This is a genomic window from Synechococcus sp. C9 (assembly GCF_022984075.1).
In the GTDB taxonomy this organism is placed as follows: Bacteria; Cyanobacteriota; Cyanobacteriia; order Gloeomargaritales; family Gloeomargaritaceae; genus Gloeomargarita.
This window is the reverse complement of sequence record NZ_JALAAD010000001.1, coordinates 2,021,763-2,037,383: the sequence shown is the minus strand read 5'-3', so window position 1 is coordinate 2,037,383 and position 15,621 is coordinate 2,021,763. Positions and strand designations below refer to the sequence as shown.

The window sequence follows — 15,621 nt, the reverse complement described above, 5'->3', positions numbered from 1 at the left end:
CTAGGAGGAACCCCATGACGACGGCGACTTTAGAACCTCGGACGACATTACCCCCTTCTCAGCATGAGTTGGCGGAGATTGTGCATCGGTTGGAGGCGGGGGGGGCGATGGTGCCCGATACCCCGGAAAATCTGATGCAGATTGTGGGGATTTGGTATGCCTATGCGGTGCCGATGGATTTTTATTGGCGGGATTTGTTGTACATTGGCGAGCAGGTGTTTTTGAACCCGTTGGCGTTCCGCAAGTTTTTTATTTCTGAGGAATATCTGAACCGGCACAATCACTATGCGGGGGATGATGCGGATTTGCGGATTTGGCGGGGGGAAGCGACGGCGCATCCTGAGTTATTGAAATTCATCCGGCAAGGGGAAACCCGTCCGTTGCCCCGTTGGTTGCATCACCTGTGGCATGACCGGATCAATATGGAATTTGCGGAAGAATGTATGCGGGCGATGCTCTGGCACCGGGGGATGGGCGGTCAGTTTGACCCCTATTTGGACAGTGAGGAATATAAACAAAATGCGGATCGGGCGATTCGGGCGTATTTCCAGGGGAACCCGCTGATGTTGGGGCTGTATCGCCTGTTCCCGGAGATGTTTTTGGAGCAGTGTCGGCAGGCTTCCTACTATGCGAATTTGGGGCTGTTTTGGGAGATCATGGCACCGGTATTTTTTGAAATCCATGACCAATATCTGGAAGGGAAGATCGCCACGGTCAAGGATGCCATGAATTTCATTGTGAATGGGATTTTTGCGATTGCCGGTCGCCCGATTTACCATCACGTTTACATCCGGGGGGAATGCTACGAAGTTATCCCGAAATCCAAGGGTTTTATGTGGTTGTATGAGGCGGCGTTGCCCTATGTGGAGGCGGTGTTTTATCGCACGTCACCGTTCCGGGGTACGAAGTCCTACAATGCTCAAGCGGCGATGGTGCCGGACAAGCAGGAGGATTTCCATTACGGGGTGCTCTATGCGGACAAGTTTCCGGTGGGGACGGCGGGGATTCCCCCTACGTTGCTGGCGCAGGATATGTTTCACTTTTTGCCGGATTATTTGCTGGATTATTACCGGAAACATTGTCGGGGGGAGGGGGATATGTTGATACAGTTGGCGATTAGTTTTCAACGCTCCATGTATTGCGTGACCTCGGCGGTGTTTCAGGCGTTGCGGGCGGCTTTGTTGTATCCTTTGGATGACCCGAATCCCCGGCATTTATTAGCCAATCGCCGCTTTTTTGAAGCCCAACTGGATCGCTTTTGTCGCCCGGAATATGGGATACGGGATGCGACACGAATTCGCCATATCCAAACCCCTGATTATCGGTAGTTGGGTGGAAACAACCTGTGGAGTAGGTGAACATCCCACTTCCAATAGGTTAATTGAATTTGTTGAATTACCCAGAAACCTTTGTTCTACAGGGGGCGGTCTTGATTTTTTGCCCGTCTTATTGGCGAAATTTGGATGAATTAGGCCAGGGGTTTTTGTTGTTCTTCTAATTGGTAGGTCTGCCAGAGTTCCTGATACAAACCCGGTTGTTGCACCAGTTCCCGATGGGTGCCCTGTTGTACCACCCGCCCCTGGGCTAAAACCAATACCCGGTCGGCTAAAGGGGCAATTCCCAAGTGATGGGTCGCCAGGATGATGGTGCGGTCGAGGGCGGTAATCGACTGGATGATTCCCTGGGCAGTCTGGCTGTCCACGCTGGCGAGGGCATCGTCCAACAGCAGTACCGGTGCGGATACCAACAGACCCCGTGCCAAGGCTGTGCGTTGCCGTTGCCCGCCGGAAAGGGTGATCCCCCGCTCCCCCACCAGGGTTTCGTACTGCGCCGGAAAGGTGAGAATTTCCCCGTGAATCTGGGCTTGAACCGCCGCCCCTTCCACCCGCCCCATGTCCGCCTCCGGTTCACCGTAACGGATGTTGTCCGCCAGAGGGGCACTAAACAAAAAACTTTCCTGGGGAACGTAGGCAATTCCCCGCCGCAGGTCGCTCAGGTCAAGCTGGGTAATGTCGTAGCCGTCGAGAAACACTTGCCCCGGCGCAATGGGCAGTAGCCGACACAGGGCTTGGATGAGGGTGCTTTTCCCCGCCCCCACGGGTCCGACCACCACCAGGGTTTCCCCTGGGGATACGGAGAAACTCACCTCCCGCAAGGCGGGCTGGGTTTGCCCAGGATAGGTATAGGTGAGATGCCGGACGGTTAATTCTCCCCGGACTGGGGATAGGCGTTGGGCGGTCGGGGCATTTTGGATTTGCGGCACCTCCCGGAGCAGTGCCTCCACCCGCTCGATACTCACCTGGCCCCGTTGCAGTGCCGTAATCGTAAACCCCAGCAACGCCGTGGGAAAGATCAGCCGTTCCACATAGAGTAAAAGTGCCACAAAGCCGCCCAGGGTCAGGATTTGGGCTTCCATCGCCTGACTCCCCAGCCAGAGCAGTACCAAAAAGCTCAGACTGGCAATGCCCCCAAACAAGGGAAACAAAAAACTACGGGTGCGGGCGAGGGCGAGATTATCCTGGAGGAGTTCCCGGTTGAGCTGGGCAAATCCCCGTTGCTCCACCGCTTCCTGGGCATAGATTTTGATCAACGCCATGCCGCTCATGTCCTCTTGGATCAGGTCGCTCAATTCCGCCAACCGTTCCTGCACCTGCGCCTGTTGCGCCCGCAAGGTATCCCCAAAGGCATACACCAAAAGAAATAAAAATGGATAAACCGATAGAGCCGCTAACGTCAGGGGCACACTAATGCCCAGCATCACCGGCAGGGTGAACCCATAGGCTAAAACCGTATTCACCAAACTCAGCACCGAAAACCCCACCAACCGGCGCACATTATCCACATCGCTGGTGGCACGGCTAATTAATTCCCCCGGCGGATGTTGGCTGAAATAATGCTGGTCTAAGCGCAGAAAATGCTCAAAGAGTTTTTGTTTCAAATCAAATTCCACCTGGCGACCCACCCCAAACAACACCAGGCGGGACACCATGCGAATCAGCCACATCAAGGAGGCTAAGCCAATAATGCCAAACCCATAGCCCAAAATCGCCCCCGGCTGGAGGTTGGTTTCCAATTGGTTAATGGCTCGGCGCAGTACCAGGGGAATCCCCACCCCCAGGAGATTGACCACCACCAACGCCCCAATGCCCACCAGTTCAGCCCGCCAGTAGGGTCGGACATAGCTGAGCAGTTTGCGGAGTTGCCCGCGGTGGGGTTTGGCCATACTGCCAGTGTAACAACCGCACGGGTTAAGATGGATGGGGTGATTTTGTGGTGGGTTGATTATGGCACTCTCTTCCCAATGGCGGTCGGTATTTGCCCAGAGACGGGCGGTGAAGATTATCAGCGGCATTACCCAGTTTGACCCGCAGGTGGTGGGACGGGTGGTACGGGCGGCCACCCGGGGGGGAGCGAGCTATGTGGACCTGGCCGCTGACCCGGATTTGGTGCGTTTCGCCCGGGAATTGACCCATCTGCCCCTGTGTGTGTCCACCATTGACCCGGAACGGTTACCGGCCTGTGTGGCGGCGGGGGCGGACATGGTGGAGTTGGGCAATTTTGACCCCTTCTATGCCCAGGGGGAAACCTTCGATGGGGCACGGGTACGGGCGTTGACCATCCACACCCGGGAACTGTTACCGGATATTCCCCTGGCGGTGACGGTACCCCATACCCTGCCCCTGGATGCCCAGGCGGAATTGGCACAGGGGTTGGTGGCCCTGGGGGCGGATGTGTTGCAGACGGAAGGGAGTGTCAGCCTGCAACCGCAGAACCCTGGGGTGCTGGGCTTGATCGAAAAAGCGGCTCCGGCCTTGGCGGCTACCTATACTTTGGCGCGGGCGGTGGCGGTGCCGGTGGTGTGTGCTTCCGGGCTGTCGGTGGTGACAGTGCCAATGGCGCAGGCGGTGGGGGCGGCTGGGGTCGGGATTGGCCGGGCGGTCAATCGCCTGGAGGACGAATGGGCCATGACGGCGGCGGTGCGGGCTATCGTAGAAGCTCTGGTGCCAACGGCGGTGGTATGATGCCTGTGGCAACGGCCATCCCCCAGTTTGACCTCACCCGCCAGTACCAACAATTGCAGGATGTGCTGACCCCCATTGCCCAGGCAGTATTGGCGACGGGAGCCTATATCGGGGGGGAAGCCGTTACTCGGTTTGAACAGGCGTTTGCGGCTTACATTGGCGTACCCTACTGCGTCAGTTGCAATTCCGGGACGGATGCCCTGTATCTGGCGTTGCGGGCGTTGCACATCGGGGCAGGGGATGAGGTCATTACCTCGGCGTTTTCGTTCATTGCCACGGCGGAAGCCATCAGTTTGACGGGAGCCACGCCCGTATTTGTGGATGTGGAGCCGGAGACATTTAATTTAGACTTAACCCAGGTGCAACAACGGTTGACCCCCCGTACCAAGGCGGTGATGCCCGTGCATTTGTTTGGTCGTCCGGTGGATATGACGGCGTTGCAACAGTTGGCGCAGGCGCATGGTTTGGCGATCATTGAGGACTGTGCCCAGGCGACGGGCAGTACTTGGCAGGGGCGACCGGTGGGGAGTTGGGGCACCCTGGGCTGTTTTAGCTTTTATCCCACCAAAAACCTGGGGGCGATGGGGGATGGGGGAGCGGTGACCACCCACGACCCGCAGTTGGCGCAACGGTTGCGGGAATTGAAAAATCACGGGCAACGGGAACGGTACTGTTCGGTGACGGTGGGGGTGAACAGCCGTTTGGATGCCCTACAGGCGGCTTTGTTGACGGCGAAATTGACCTATTTACCCCAATGGCTGACCCGAAGGCGGCGGTTGGCGGCCCATTATCAGGAATTGCTAGGGGACATTCCGGGGTTGGTGCTCCCTCCAGATTGCCCCGGTCATAGTTGGAACCAGTACACGGTGATTTGGAACCATCGAACCCTGAAGCGGGATGACCTGCGGGCGAAATTGCACCAGGCGGGAATTGGTACAGCCGTGTATTACCCGATGCCCTTGCCCCTGCAACCAGTGTATGAATTTTTACAGTACGATAAAGCGGCTATTCCCCAGGCGGTCGCCCTGAGTGAGCGGGTTTTATCCCTGCCCTTGTTCCCGGAGTTGACCCCAGGGGAGCAGGAGCAGGTGGCGGTGGCGGTGCGGCGGGGAGTCGGGTTATGACGGAGGTGGGCATCCCCCGGTGGCGGCGGTTGTGGTTGCCATTTTTGACCCTGCTGGTGACGGCGTTGCTGGGCTTGTCCCTGCTGAACAGTTGGCAACAGCCCCAGACCCAGAATGTTTTGCAACTGCGGGCGGTGGATTTACAATTGCAGGCGAGTGTCTGGCAGGGCGGTGGGGAACTGCCCCAATGGTTTCGCCAATCTACCCTAGTGCAGGCGGAAGAATCCTATCGGCGGCAACAGCAGGTGGGGCAAAAAGCCCTTGACCCCACAGAACCGGGGCAGGTGGCGCAATGGCTGGGGTTGAACCTGCGCTTGGGGGTGAAACGGGGGGAGGTGGCGCAGGCGCAAAGGACGTGGCAGGAGGTGGTACAACGTCAGCCGGAGGGAACGTTGGGGCAAACGGCGCAGGTGTTGCAGGGGTTGTGGGGGGAACCAGCACTGATCTACCCCAATGCGGAAGTGCTGTTGGCGGAGCATTTATCCGGCTGGTTTGAACAGGTGGCTTTACTGCGTTTGTACCGCTTACAACAACGGCAGGCGGAGGAAATGGCTCTGCTGGAGGAACAACAGGAGTGGGCGGCGGATGCGGTGAATCGCCTGGTGGTGTTGGTGGGACTGCCGGTGGTGGGGGGCACCCTGGGGACAATTTTACTGCTGGCGTTGGGGGTGCAATGGCTACTGCGGGGGCGGCAGTCGCTCTTGGGGCGGGGGGAACCGCCGGGGTGGTCGGTGCCCTGGGGGCTGGAGGTGGTACTCCAGGTCATGGTGCTGTGGTTTGTGGCTTTTTTCGGTTTGGGACAGGTGGGGGTGCCCCTGCTGGTGCGCCTGTTGGGTGGGTGGGGCTGGGTGCAAACGCCCTTGGGCAAGGCGGTGTACGTTTTGGTGAATTACACGACCTTGATTGCCGCCGGGATGGGGATTTTGGTGGCGAATTTGCGGAGCTATCAACCCCTGGACAGCCACTGGTTTGACTTCCGGGTGCGGGGGCGGACGTGGGTGTGGGCGGTGGGGGGCTATCTGGTGGCGCAACCCCTGGTGTTTGTCGCTTCCTGGGTGAATCAATCCCTCTTGCAAGGGCGGGGGGGTGGCAATCCTTTGCTCCCGCTGTTGGCACAGACCCAAGACCCCTGGGTGGTGGGGATTTTTGCCTTGGTGATCGTGGTCTTGGCACCCCTATTTGAGGAAACGATTTTTCGGGGGTTTCTCCTGCCTTCGTTAACCCGGAATTTGCCGGTGGGGGGGGCGGTGGTGGTGAGTGGGTTGGTGTTTGCCCTGGCGCATCTGAGTGTGGCGGACCTACTGCCCCTGACGGTGCTGGGCATCCTTTTAGGTTTTGTTTATACTCGTCAGCGGGGGCTGTGGGCACCCATTGTGTTGCATAGCCTGTGGAATGGGGGGTCGCTGGTGGCACTGCTGGTGCTGGGACATGGTGGGTGAGCCAAAGGTAACGGTACGCTCCCGCATTCTTGGGGCGCTCCTGGTCGTCGTCGGGTTTTATGCCCTGGCGGTCATCGTCTTGCGCTGGCTGGGGGGGGTGGCACCGGTGCAGGCGTGGCTGGCGCAGTTTGGCATCTTTTCCTGGTTGGTGTTTATCTTCCTCTCGGCGGGCAGTCTGATCCTGGCTCCCTTGAGCGGCAGTTCCCTGTACGTGGTGGGGGGGACATTGTTTGGACAAAATCTGGCGTTTGTCCTGAGTGTGGTGGCGACCCTGTTGGGATGCAGTGTGAATTTTTGGCTGGGGCGGTGCTGGGGGCGGCGGCTCGTCACCCGGTTGGTGGGGGCACAGCAGGTGGAAACCCTCGACCGCTGGTTTCAGGATTTGCAGGCACACCACAGCATTTTTTATATGTTTTTGGTGATGCACTTATCACAAGATATTGTCAGTTATGCCCTGGGCTTGACCCGCATTCCCTATCGGGATTTTGCCATCGCCTTGAGTTTCAGTGCGTTCACAATTGTGGGTTTTTATATTTACTTGGGCAGTGGCATATTGAATTGGCTGGTGGGGATTTAACTTTCGGTGATCACCCCAGTGACCGTGCCGTTTAAGGTGCGGGGGCAGACCCAGTGGGCAGGGAGCAGGGAGGGCCAGCCCCGGCGCAGGGCTTCGGGACAAATGGCATGGATGGTCAACTGACAATCCAGTAAATGTAAACCCTCTTTTTCCGCCTGTTTGATGCCGGTTTTGAGAATGGACGTATTGGTAAATTCAATGGTGCGGTTGCATTGCACACAGACCAAATGGTGGTGATGGTGCGGGTAGGGCTGGTTGAGTTCGTAATGTTTATGCCCTTCCGCCAGTTCCAATTCCCGCAATAACCCCATCCGTGCCATCAATTTCAAACTGCGATAAATCGTGGACAGGCTAATATTTTCCCCCCGCTGACCAAGGGCATGGTACAGGTCTTCCGCACTCAGATGATTGCCCTGGGGTAAATTCTGGAAAAATTTGAGAATTTTTTCCCGTTGGGGGGTCAAACGACAACCAATTTGATGTAACTCGGAGCGCAGGTCAGCGGCATCATACAGTGCCATAGGAATACCTAATTGTGCTACTGATTTACTGGACTTTTGGATATGGTCATCCCTACCTAATACCTTACTAAAAAAAATATAAATTGGCAACAAGCTGGATTTGTTGCGAATGATTGTAAACTATTCAACGGCGGGCAAGGGCGTGGGGATTTGCGTTGGCTAAGCTTCCCAGGCGATAATGCCTCCAGTGAGCTTTGGGGAACTATGTCGGTAGCCTTGGGAATGGTTGAGGTTTTGGGGACACCCCCGACCCTGGCGGTGGCGGACGTGATGGTGAAGGCGGGGCGGGTGACCCTGGTGTACTGCGAACGGGTGAGCGGTGCCTACATGACGGTGATCGTGCGAGGGGATGTCTCCGAGGTGAAAATGGCGGTGGCGGCTGGGGTGGAGGCGGCGAAAAAGGTACTGCCCTACAACCAACCCAAGGAGAAAACCCTCCTGCTTTCCTATCACATCATTCCCCGTCCCCATCCCAATTTGGAGCGGGTGTTACCCATTGCCTACCGCCCGGCGGTGGAACGGTTCCGGGTATGAGCCAGCCCTGGAGTCAGCGGTTTGATTCGCCCTTGCATCCGACGATTGAGGCGTTCAATGCCAGCATCGGCTTTGATTTGGCGCTCCTGCCGGTGGATGTGCGGGGTTCCCAGGCGCACGCCCGGATGTTGGCACGCCAGGGCATTATTACCCCGGAGGAAGGGGAGCAGTTGGTGCAGGGGTTGGCGCAGATTCTACGGGAGTACGAGCAGGGCACCTTTCCCGCCCAGGGGGAGGATGTGCATTTTGCCGTGGAACGCCGTCTGACCGAATTGGTGGGGGAGGTGGGCAAAAAACTCCACACCGCCCGTTCCCGCAACGACCAGGTGGCGACGGATTTGCGTTTGTACCTGCGGGAAGCTATTGATGACGTGACGGAACAACTGCGGCGGTTCCAACAGGTTTTGTGTGGGGTGGCGGCGGCACACGTGGAAACCCTGATCCCCGGCTATACCCACTTACAGCGGGCGCAACCGGTGAGTTTAGCGCATCATCTTTTGGCTTATTTTGAAATGTTTCAGCGGGACAAAATCCGCCTCCAGGAAATCCGACAACGGGTGAACATTTCCCCTTTGGGAGCGGGGGCGTTGGCGGGAACCACTTTTCCCATTGACCGGGAATATACGGCGGAATTGTTGGGCTTTCAGGGGGTATGCGCCAATAGTTTGGATGCGGTGAGCGACCGGGATTTTGTGGTGGAATTTTTAACGACGGCAAGTTTAATTTTGGTGCATTTAAGCCGGATGTCTGAAGAGTTAATTCTCTGGTCTTCCCAGGAATTTGGTTTTATCCAATGGCGGGACAGTTGCGCCACCGGCTCCAGCATGATGCCCCAGAAAAAAAATCCCGATGTGCCGGAATTGGTGCGGGGGAAAACCGGGCGGGTTTTTGGGCATTTACAAGCCCTATTGGTGATTCTAAAAGGCTTGCCCTTGGCGTACAATAAAGACCTGCAAGAGGACAAAGAAGCAGTATTTGATACGGTAAAAACCCTCAAAACCTGTTTAGCCGCTATGACCATTGTCTGGCAGGAGGGAATCGTTTTTCAAAAGCAGCGGCTGGCGCAAGCGGTGGAGTCGGATTTAAGCAACGCAACGGATGTGGCTGATTATTTAACTACCAAGGGCGTGCCCTTCCGTTCCGCCTATCAAATCACCGGGCAAATCGTAAAATTTTGCGTGAATTCCGGGCGTTTACTCAAGGATTTAACCCTGGCGGAATGGCAAGGATTTCACCCCCAATTTGCTGAGGATATTTACCAGGCGATTACCCCGCAGGAGGTGGTGGCTCGGCGCAATAGTCTGGGGGGAACCGGATTTGCCCAGGTGCGAACGGCTCTGGCAAAAGCCCAGGCGGACTGTGCGTGAATCCCATCCCCCGCTCACCATAATCTTCACATTACTTAACGAAATTAATGACTTAAATTCTCATTAACTGTGTTAGGGTAGGTCTTGGGTTGTTGTTGAGATTTAATCTTAATAACCAAAGGTCACCCAGTCCGAAAAGTCCGATTATGCCTAGGCTTGAGGGTTTAGGGGTGCCTCTAACCCGGTTGTTATTGACCTGTTGTTTGGCTAAGGAGTACCTGCGATGCAAACCTATGGTGAGCCGGAAGTGACCTATGGCTGGTGGGCGGGAAATGCCCGTTTTGCTGATAAATCCGGTTTATTTATTGCCGCCCATACTGCCCAAGCGGCGTTGATTACCTTTTGGGCGGGAGCCTTTACCTTATTTGAAATTTCTCGCTTTAATCCCGCCCAGCCAATGGGGGAACAGGGGTTGATTCTTTTGCCCCATCTCGCCACCTTGGGGTTGGGGGTTGGTCAAGGCGGGCAAATTGCGGATACCTATCCCTACTTTGTGGTCGGGGCGGTGCATCTGATTTCTTCGGCGGTGCTGGGGGCAGGCGCCTTGTTTCACACGTTCAAAGCCCCGGAGGACTTGAAAAATGCCACCGGGTTTGCCAAACGCTTCCATTTTGAGTGGGAGAATCCGCAACAATTGGGCATCATTTTGGGGCATCATTTATTATTTTTGGGCATGGGGGCATTACTCTTAGTAGCAAAAGCCTGCTGGTGGGGTGGTTTGTACGATGCCGCTACCCAAACCGTGCGTTTGGTGACCCAACCGACGCTCAATCCCCTGGTCATTTATGGCTATCAAACCCACTTCGCCAGCTTGGATAATTTAGAGGATTTAGTGGGGGGGCATATTTTTGTCGGCATTCTGTTAATTGCCGGGGGAATTTGGCATATTTTAGTGCCGCCATTGAACTGGGCAAGAAGGGTTTTGTTATTCTCCGGCGAAGCGATTTTGTCCTATTCCCTTGGGGGCATTGCGTTAGCGGGGTTCGTCGCCGCCTATTTTTGTGCGGTGAATACGTTTGCCTATCCGCCGGAATTTTATGGTTCGGTTTTAGAGGTCAAATTGGGGATTACGCCCTATTTTGCCGACACGGTGAAATTGCCCTACGGTACCTATACATCCCGGTCATGGTTAGCAAATGCCCATTTTTTCCTAGCCTTTTTCTTTTTACAAGGTCATTTGTGGCACGCTTTACGGGCATTGGGGTTTGATTTTCGGCGGGTGGAACGAGCCTTAAATTCCATGCAAGTGTGAGTCAATGCATCGAGAAGCAATCTGTCCAGAAAAATAAATATCCATTGCCAAGAGAGGAGGACTTTATCATGTTTTTTGAGGCGCAATTATGGCAAAGATTGGTTTGTTTTTTGGGACGCAGACGGGTAATACTCAAACCGTAGCTGAACAGATTCAAAAAGCCTTGGGGGGCAGTGCCGTGGTGGATGTGATTGATATTGCCGAAGCCGATGTGGATGATTTCCGTAAATACGAGTACATCATCATTGGTTGCCCCACTTGGAATATCGGGGAATTGCAAGGGGATTGGCAAGGCTTTTACGATGAATTGGAGGCGATTGATTTTAGTGGCAAAAAAGTCGCCTATTTTGGGTGCGGTGACCAGGTGGGTTATGCGGACAATTTTCAGGATGCGATTGGCATTTTGGAGGAAATGATTACTTCTTTGGGGGGTAAAACCGTGGGCTATTGGTCAACGGAAGGCTATGAGTTCAATGCTTCTAAAGCCCTGCGGGGAGACCGGTTTGTGGGTTTGGCTTTGGATGAGGACAATCAACCGGAGTTGACAGCCAAACGGATTCAAACCTGGACGCAACAATTAAAAGCTGAATTTGGCTTGTAACAAATGGTTAGGGGATGAATGGGAAGATAGCGTTTATCCCCTACAAAAGAAATTAGCAATTTCCCTGTTGGATTTATTTTTTAATGTGAAAAGATATGGGTACTTCTATTGATGGGCATCCATCGCAAATTCCATTGTTAAAATACAAGGATGATGGCGAACCAAGACCGGGGGTGCCCCCTTGCGACTGCCAATTTGCAATTCATAGGGCTACGCATATTTGCGATTACAAAAATCATGCCATGAAAACACCAGTCCATGTTGATATTAAAAACAGGTAGGAGTGCCCCAAAATCATGATCCAATTTCTCTGCCCCATGATCATTTGGTTGATGATGACCGGTTTTTTTGCCGCTGTTTGTTATGCCTTCAGTGACAGTATAGAACTATTGAAAAAGTTACATGGTGTCCCCTGTGACCGTTGTTATTATTTCACGGGACATCAGCAATTAAAATGTGCCGTTCATCCCTGTATTGCCATGACCGAAGCCGCCATGCACTGTCCCGATTTTGTCCAAGCTATGCCTCGACCGTTGGCTCCCGATAAATCCTGCGGGCGATCCCAGGGGGACGGGGTGGTGTAGGATGAGAAATTGGACGTGGGAAGGCAGGCATGGCAGACGTTTTAACGGTGGAAGGGATTCAAAAATTATTGCCCCATCGGTATCCGTTTTTGTTGGTGGACCGGATCGTGGAGTATGTGCCGGGGGAACGGGCGGTGGGCATCAAAAATGTCACCGTCAATGAGCCGTTTTTTCAGGGGCATTTTCCGGGGCGACCGTTGATGCCGGGGGTGTTGATCGTGGAAGCGATGGCGCAGGTGGGGGGCGTGGTGGTGATGCAACTGCCGGAAGCGCATGGGCATTTGTCCGTATTTGCGGGTATTGATAAAGTCCGTTTTCGTCGCCAAGTGACCCCAGGGGATCAACTGATTTTAACAGCAACTTTGGTGCGTTTACGCATGGGGCGATTTGGGCAGGTGCAGGGCAAGGCAATGGTGAATGGGGAGTTGGTCGCCGAAGGGGATTTGCTCTTTTCTTTAGTGGAATAATGCCTGATTTAATCCTATTTTGGCACCGGCGGGATTTGCGAATTGAAGATAGCGTGGGTCTGCATACCGCTCGTTTGACTACCCCCAAAGTGGTCGGTATTTTTTGTTTTGATCCCCAGATTTTGCGGCGGGATGATATGGCACCAGTGCGGGTCTATTATCTGCGGGAATGTCTGGCAGATTTACAGCGACAGTATGAACAAATTGGGAGTGAGTTACTGATCCTTTGGGCTGACCCGGTTGTAGCCATTCCCCGTTTGGCGCAGGCGTTAAAAGCGGCGGTGTACTGGCATCAGGATGTGGAACCCTACGCTCGGCAACGGGATCAGCAGGTGATTCAGGTGTTAAACCAGCAGGGGATTATTCATCGGCAATTTTGGGATCAATTACTGCACACACCTGATGAAATTGTCACAAAAATGGGGCAACCCTACACGGTTTTTACGCCCTTTTGGAAGAATTGGTCACAGCAGAATAAAGTTGCGCCTTACCCAAAGTTAGAAAATTGCACCAAACTCACCGAAACAGAGCGTCAAATTGCCCAAAATGCCGGAGTGATTCCCTTACCTACCATGCAGGAATTGGGGTTTCACTGGTCAGGGCAATGGGACTATGAACCGGGTACCCAAGGAGCAAAAAATTTACTCACAGAATTTGGGCGGTCGGCAATTTACAGCTATCAGGAGCAGAGAAATTTTCCGGCGGTTTCGGGAACCTCTCGTCTGAGTGCCGCCCTGAAATTTGGGGTGATTGGCATTCGTACCCTGTGGCAATTTACCCAGGATTGTTTGCAAAACTTTCCCGGCAATGAATCGGTGGTGACTTGGCAACAGGAATTGGCGTGGCGGGAATTTTATCAACACGGGATGTATCACTTTCCCCGGTTAGAAACCCACAGTCACAGGGCGCAATTTGATGGGTTCCCCTGGGAGAATAACGAACATTATTTCCAAGCCTGGTGTGCGGGGGAAACGGGTTATCCCATCGTGGATGCGGCGATGCGGCAGTTGAACCAAACCGGCTGGATGCACAACCGTTGTCGAATGATTGTCGCTAGTTTTCTAACTAAAGATTTACTCATTGATTGGCGGTGGGGGGAACGCTACTTTATGCAGCATTTGATTGATGGGGATTTGAGTGCCAACAATGGCGGTTGGCAATGGAGTGCTTCGGTAGGCATGGATCCCCGTCCTTTGCGAATTTTTAACCCTAATACCCAGGCAGTAAAATTTGACCCGGAAGCGGAATATATTTACACTTGGGTGCCGGAGTTGCGCTCTGTGGATGTGCCCCAAATTTTGAGCAATCAAATCACACCTTTAGAACGACAGGCGTTAGGGTATCCGCAACCCATTGTCAATCATCAAAAACAACAACAATTATTTAAGCAAAAATATCAAATGATTTCCCAATCCATTGAGTGATTTTCCCTCAGAACCATAGGGATTTCCGGTCGTTTGATCAATGAAGTAATGGGTCAATTACTTATCATTTATTCATGATGGCTACCAGGGCATAACATTTTGAGACAGCGGTCATGTACTGCACTCGCCGGATTGATTGGTTCAACATGGGGCGTAGTTCCCCGTCCTAGCCTGGTTCCCGCAACATGGTAGGATTAACTTTTGACTGCTGGGGTGCTTATGGCGGCAATTTCCAAACTACTTATCGCCAATCGAGGGGAAATTGCGGTTCGCATTTTACGTGCCTGCGGAGAATTGGGGATTAAAACCGTAGCCGTTCATTCCACGGTTGATCGACAATGTCTGCACGTCCAGTTGGCGGACGAGGCGGTGTGTATTGGGGAAGCGCCCAGTGCCAAAAGTTATTTGAATATCCCGAATATCATTGCCGCCGCCCTCACCCGCAATGCCACTGCCATTCACCCCGGCTATGGTTTTTTGGCGGAAAATGCCCGATTTGCCGAGATTTGTGCGGATCACGACCTGATTTTTATCGGACCAACCCCCCAGGCGATGCGGGCGATGGGGGACAAATCCACTGCCAAACGCACCATGCAACAGGCGGGGGTGCCGGTGATTCCGGGGAGTGAGGGGTTGTTGACCGACGAGGCGACGGCGCTCAAAATTGCCCAGGAGATTGGCTTTCCGGTGATCATCAAGGCGACAGCGGGGGGCGGTGGGCGGGGGATGCGGGTGGTGCGCCAACCGGAGGACTTTGGGCGGGCTTTTTTAGCGGCGCAGGGGGAAGCGGAAGCGGCTTTTGGCAATCCCGGCGTGTATTTGGAAAAATTGATTGAACGACCTCGCCATGTGGAAATGCAAATTTTGGCGGATCAATACGGTCATGTGGTGCATCTAGGGGAACGGGATTGTTCGATTCAACGCCGTCACCAAAAATTATTAGAGGAAGCTCCCAGCCCAATTATCACCCCAGAATTGCGGGAAAAAATGGGAATGCAGGCGGTGCGGGTGGCGCAATCCATCGGTTATGTGGGGGTGGGTACGGTGGAATTTTTGGTGGATGAACAGGGGAATTTTTACTTTATGGAAATGAATACCCGCATTCAGGTGGAACATCCGGTTACGGAAGTGGTGACCGGGTTAGATTTAATCGGTTTACAAATTCGTATTGCCCAGGGAGAACCCTTGCCCTTTTCCCAATCGGACGTGCAATTGCGGGGTCATGCCATTGAATGTCGGATCAATGCGGAGGACCCGGATCATCAATTTCGTCCCTGTCCTGGTCGTATCTTGGCCTATTTACCGCCAGGCGGGCCAGGGGTACGGGTGGATTCCCACGTCTATCCTGATTATGAAATTCCGCCCTATTATGATTCACTCATTGGCAAAATTATTGTCTGGGGAGAAAATCGGCATCATGCGATTGCCCGGATGAAACGGGCGCTACAAGAATGTGCAATTACCGGGGTTAAAACCACGATTGATTTTCACCAGCGGTTACTCAACCATCCTGATTTTATTAACGCCCAACTTGATACCCATTTTGTGGATGAATGGATGCAAAACGGCTATATTCAATCTTCATTAAAATAGGGTACCTCTATGAATATGAATTAGGGGCACCTCTATCAATTCAAAGTTAGCGGTCGCAGGGGGGCACCCCCCGCCCTTGGTTCTGGCTAATATGGGTATGCCAACGATGAAATTTT

General features: G+C 53.9%; 15 protein-coding genes. 13 read left to right on the top strand and 2 right to left on the bottom strand.

Annotation, left to right across the window (positions count from 1 at the left end):
* The first annotated feature begins 14 nt into the window (after positions 1 to 14).
* On the top strand, positions 15 to 1,328 hold the full coding sequence (locus tag MLD66_RS09975) for a CO2 hydration protein (RefSeq protein ID WP_247217463.1): 1,314 nt from the start codon (positions 15 to 17) through the stop codon (positions 1,326 to 1,328).
* Positions 1,329 to 1,468: 140 nt separating this feature from the next.
* Here the strand turns inward: MLD66_RS09975 and MLD66_RS09970 are convergent, their stop codons facing one another.
* On the bottom strand, positions 1,469 to 3,223 hold the full coding sequence (locus MLD66_RS09970; RefSeq protein ID WP_247217461.1) for an ABC transporter ATP-binding protein: 1,755 nt from the start codon (positions 3,221 to 3,223) through the stop codon (positions 1,469 to 1,471).
* A 61-nt stretch (positions 3,224 to 3,284) separates the two neighbouring features.
* On the opposite strand from MLD66_RS09970, the gene MLD66_RS09965 reads away from it, so the two are divergent.
* The 4 genes from MLD66_RS09965 to MLD66_RS09950 are packed head-to-tail and all read left to right on the top strand — an operon-like array spanning position 3,285 to position 7,162.
* Positions 3,285 to 4,022, top strand: coding sequence for a DUF561 domain-containing protein (locus tag MLD66_RS09965; RefSeq protein ID WP_247217459.1), 738 nt, complete (start codon positions 3,285 to 3,287; stop codon positions 4,020 to 4,022).
* On the top strand, positions 3,959 to 5,146 hold the full coding sequence (locus MLD66_RS09960) for a DegT/DnrJ/EryC1/StrS family aminotransferase (RefSeq protein WP_339396964.1): 1,188 nt from the start codon (positions 3,959 to 3,961) through the stop codon (positions 5,144 to 5,146). Before MLD66_RS09965 ends, MLD66_RS09960 begins: the two co-directional genes overlap by 64 nt.
* Positions 5,143 to 6,585, top strand: coding sequence for a type II CAAX endopeptidase family protein (locus MLD66_RS09955; RefSeq protein WP_247217457.1), 1,443 nt, complete (start codon positions 5,143 to 5,145; stop codon positions 6,583 to 6,585). The genes MLD66_RS09960 and MLD66_RS09955 overlap by 4 nt, the downstream gene beginning before the upstream one ends.
* Positions 6,575 to 7,162, top strand: coding sequence for a VTT domain-containing protein (locus tag MLD66_RS09950; RefSeq protein ID WP_247217455.1), 588 nt, complete (start codon positions 6,575 to 6,577; stop codon positions 7,160 to 7,162). Before MLD66_RS09955 ends, MLD66_RS09950 begins: the two co-directional genes overlap by 11 nt.
* On the opposite strand, the gene MLD66_RS09945 is transcribed toward MLD66_RS09950, so the two are convergent.
* On the bottom strand, positions 7,159 to 7,683 hold the full coding sequence (locus tag MLD66_RS09945; RefSeq protein ID WP_247217453.1) for a transcriptional repressor: 525 nt from the start codon (positions 7,681 to 7,683) through the stop codon (positions 7,159 to 7,161). The two genes, MLD66_RS09950 and MLD66_RS09945, sit on opposite strands and share 4 nt — an antisense overlap.
* Before the next feature lie 204 nt (positions 7,684 to 7,887).
* Here MLD66_RS09945 and MLD66_RS09940 point away from each other — a divergent pair, with 204 nt between their 5' ends.
* The 8 genes from MLD66_RS09940 (at position 7,888) to accC (ending at position 15,505) form a co-directional block, all read left to right on the top strand.
* Entirely contained in the window at positions 7,888 to 8,217 is a 330-nt protein-coding gene (locus tag MLD66_RS09940; protein WP_247217451.1) for a carbon dioxide-concentrating mechanism protein CcmK, read from the top strand.
* Positions 8,214 to 9,584: an argininosuccinate lyase gene (gene argH, locus MLD66_RS09935; RefSeq protein WP_247217450.1), complete on the top strand. Its 1,371-nt coding sequence runs from the start codon at positions 8,214 to 8,216 to the stop codon at positions 9,582 to 9,584. Before MLD66_RS09940 ends, argH begins: the two co-directional genes overlap by 4 nt.
* Before the next feature lie 223 nt (positions 9,585 to 9,807).
* The gene (locus MLD66_RS09930) at positions 9,808 to 10,836 is read left to right on the top strand and encodes a chlorophyll a/b binding light-harvesting protein (protein ID WP_247217448.1); all 1,029 of its coding nucleotides are present in this window, start codon (positions 9,808 to 9,810) and stop codon (positions 10,834 to 10,836) included.
* 88 nt (positions 10,837 to 10,924) lie between these two features.
* The gene (gene fldA, locus MLD66_RS09925) at positions 10,925 to 11,437 is read left to right on the top strand and encodes a flavodoxin FldA (protein ID WP_247217446.1); all 513 of its coding nucleotides are present in this window, start codon (positions 10,925 to 10,927) and stop codon (positions 11,435 to 11,437) included.
* A 296-nt stretch (positions 11,438 to 11,733) separates the two neighbouring features.
* A complete protein-coding gene (locus MLD66_RS09920; RefSeq protein WP_247217444.1) occupies positions 11,734 to 12,021 on the top strand; it encodes a hypothetical protein in 288 nt (95 codons plus the stop codon).
* Between the two features lie 29 nt (positions 12,022 to 12,050).
* On the top strand, positions 12,051 to 12,488 hold the full coding sequence (gene fabZ / locus MLD66_RS09915; RefSeq protein WP_247217442.1) for a 3-hydroxyacyl-ACP dehydratase FabZ: 438 nt from the start codon (positions 12,051 to 12,053) through the stop codon (positions 12,486 to 12,488).
* On the top strand, positions 12,488 to 13,912 hold the full coding sequence (locus MLD66_RS09910) for an FAD-binding domain-containing protein (RefSeq protein ID WP_247217440.1): 1,425 nt from the start codon (positions 12,488 to 12,490) through the stop codon (positions 13,910 to 13,912). The genes fabZ and MLD66_RS09910 overlap by 1 nt, the downstream gene beginning before the upstream one ends.
* Before the next feature lie 219 nt (positions 13,913 to 14,131).
* Positions 14,132 to 15,505, top strand: a complete 1,374-nt coding sequence (gene accC, locus MLD66_RS09905; RefSeq protein WP_247217438.1) for an acetyl-CoA carboxylase biotin carboxylase subunit — start codon at positions 14,132 to 14,134, stop codon at positions 15,503 to 15,505.
* Positions 15,506 to 15,621 lie beyond the last annotated feature (116 nt).

What these genes read in the sequence shown, in the direction of transcription:
- MLD66_RS09975 (WP_247217463.1), top strand. Translation starts at nt 15, where the DNA reads ATGACGACGGCGACTTTAGAACCTCGGACGACATTACCCCCTTCTCAG.
- MLD66_RS09970 (WP_247217461.1), bottom strand. Translation starts at nt 3,223, where the DNA reads ATGGCCAAACCCCACCGCGGGCAACTCCGCAAACTGCTCAGCTATGTC.
- MLD66_RS09965 (WP_247217459.1), top strand. Translation starts at nt 3,285, where the DNA reads ATGGCACTCTCTTCCCAATGGCGGTCGGTATTTGCCCAGAGACGGGCG.
- MLD66_RS09960 (WP_339396964.1), top strand. Translation starts at nt 3,959, where the DNA reads ATGGGCCATGACGGCGGCGGTGCGGGCTATCGTAGAAGCTCTGGTGCC.
- MLD66_RS09955 (WP_247217457.1), top strand. Translation starts at nt 5,143, where the DNA reads ATGACGGAGGTGGGCATCCCCCGGTGGCGGCGGTTGTGGTTGCCATTT.
- MLD66_RS09950 (WP_247217455.1), top strand. Translation starts at nt 6,575, where the DNA reads ATGGTGGGTGAGCCAAAGGTAACGGTACGCTCCCGCATTCTTGGGGCG.
- MLD66_RS09945 (WP_247217453.1), bottom strand. Translation starts at nt 7,683, where the DNA reads ATGGCACTGTATGATGCCGCTGACCTGCGCTCCGAGTTACATCAAATT.
- MLD66_RS09940 (WP_247217451.1), top strand. Translation starts at nt 7,888, where the DNA reads ATGTCGGTAGCCTTGGGAATGGTTGAGGTTTTGGGGACACCCCCGACC.
- argH (WP_247217450.1), top strand. Translation starts at nt 8,214, where the DNA reads ATGAGCCAGCCCTGGAGTCAGCGGTTTGATTCGCCCTTGCATCCGACG.
- MLD66_RS09930 (WP_247217448.1), top strand. Translation starts at nt 9,808, where the DNA reads ATGCAAACCTATGGTGAGCCGGAAGTGACCTATGGCTGGTGGGCGGGA.
- fldA (WP_247217446.1), top strand. Translation starts at nt 10,925, where the DNA reads ATGGCAAAGATTGGTTTGTTTTTTGGGACGCAGACGGGTAATACTCAA.
- MLD66_RS09920 (WP_247217444.1), top strand. Translation starts at nt 11,734, where the DNA reads ATGATCCAATTTCTCTGCCCCATGATCATTTGGTTGATGATGACCGGT.
- fabZ (WP_247217442.1), top strand. Translation starts at nt 12,051, where the DNA reads ATGGCAGACGTTTTAACGGTGGAAGGGATTCAAAAATTATTGCCCCAT.
- MLD66_RS09910 (WP_247217440.1), top strand. Translation starts at nt 12,488, where the DNA reads ATGCCTGATTTAATCCTATTTTGGCACCGGCGGGATTTGCGAATTGAA.
- accC (WP_247217438.1), top strand. Translation starts at nt 14,132, where the DNA reads ATGGCGGCAATTTCCAAACTACTTATCGCCAATCGAGGGGAAATTGCG.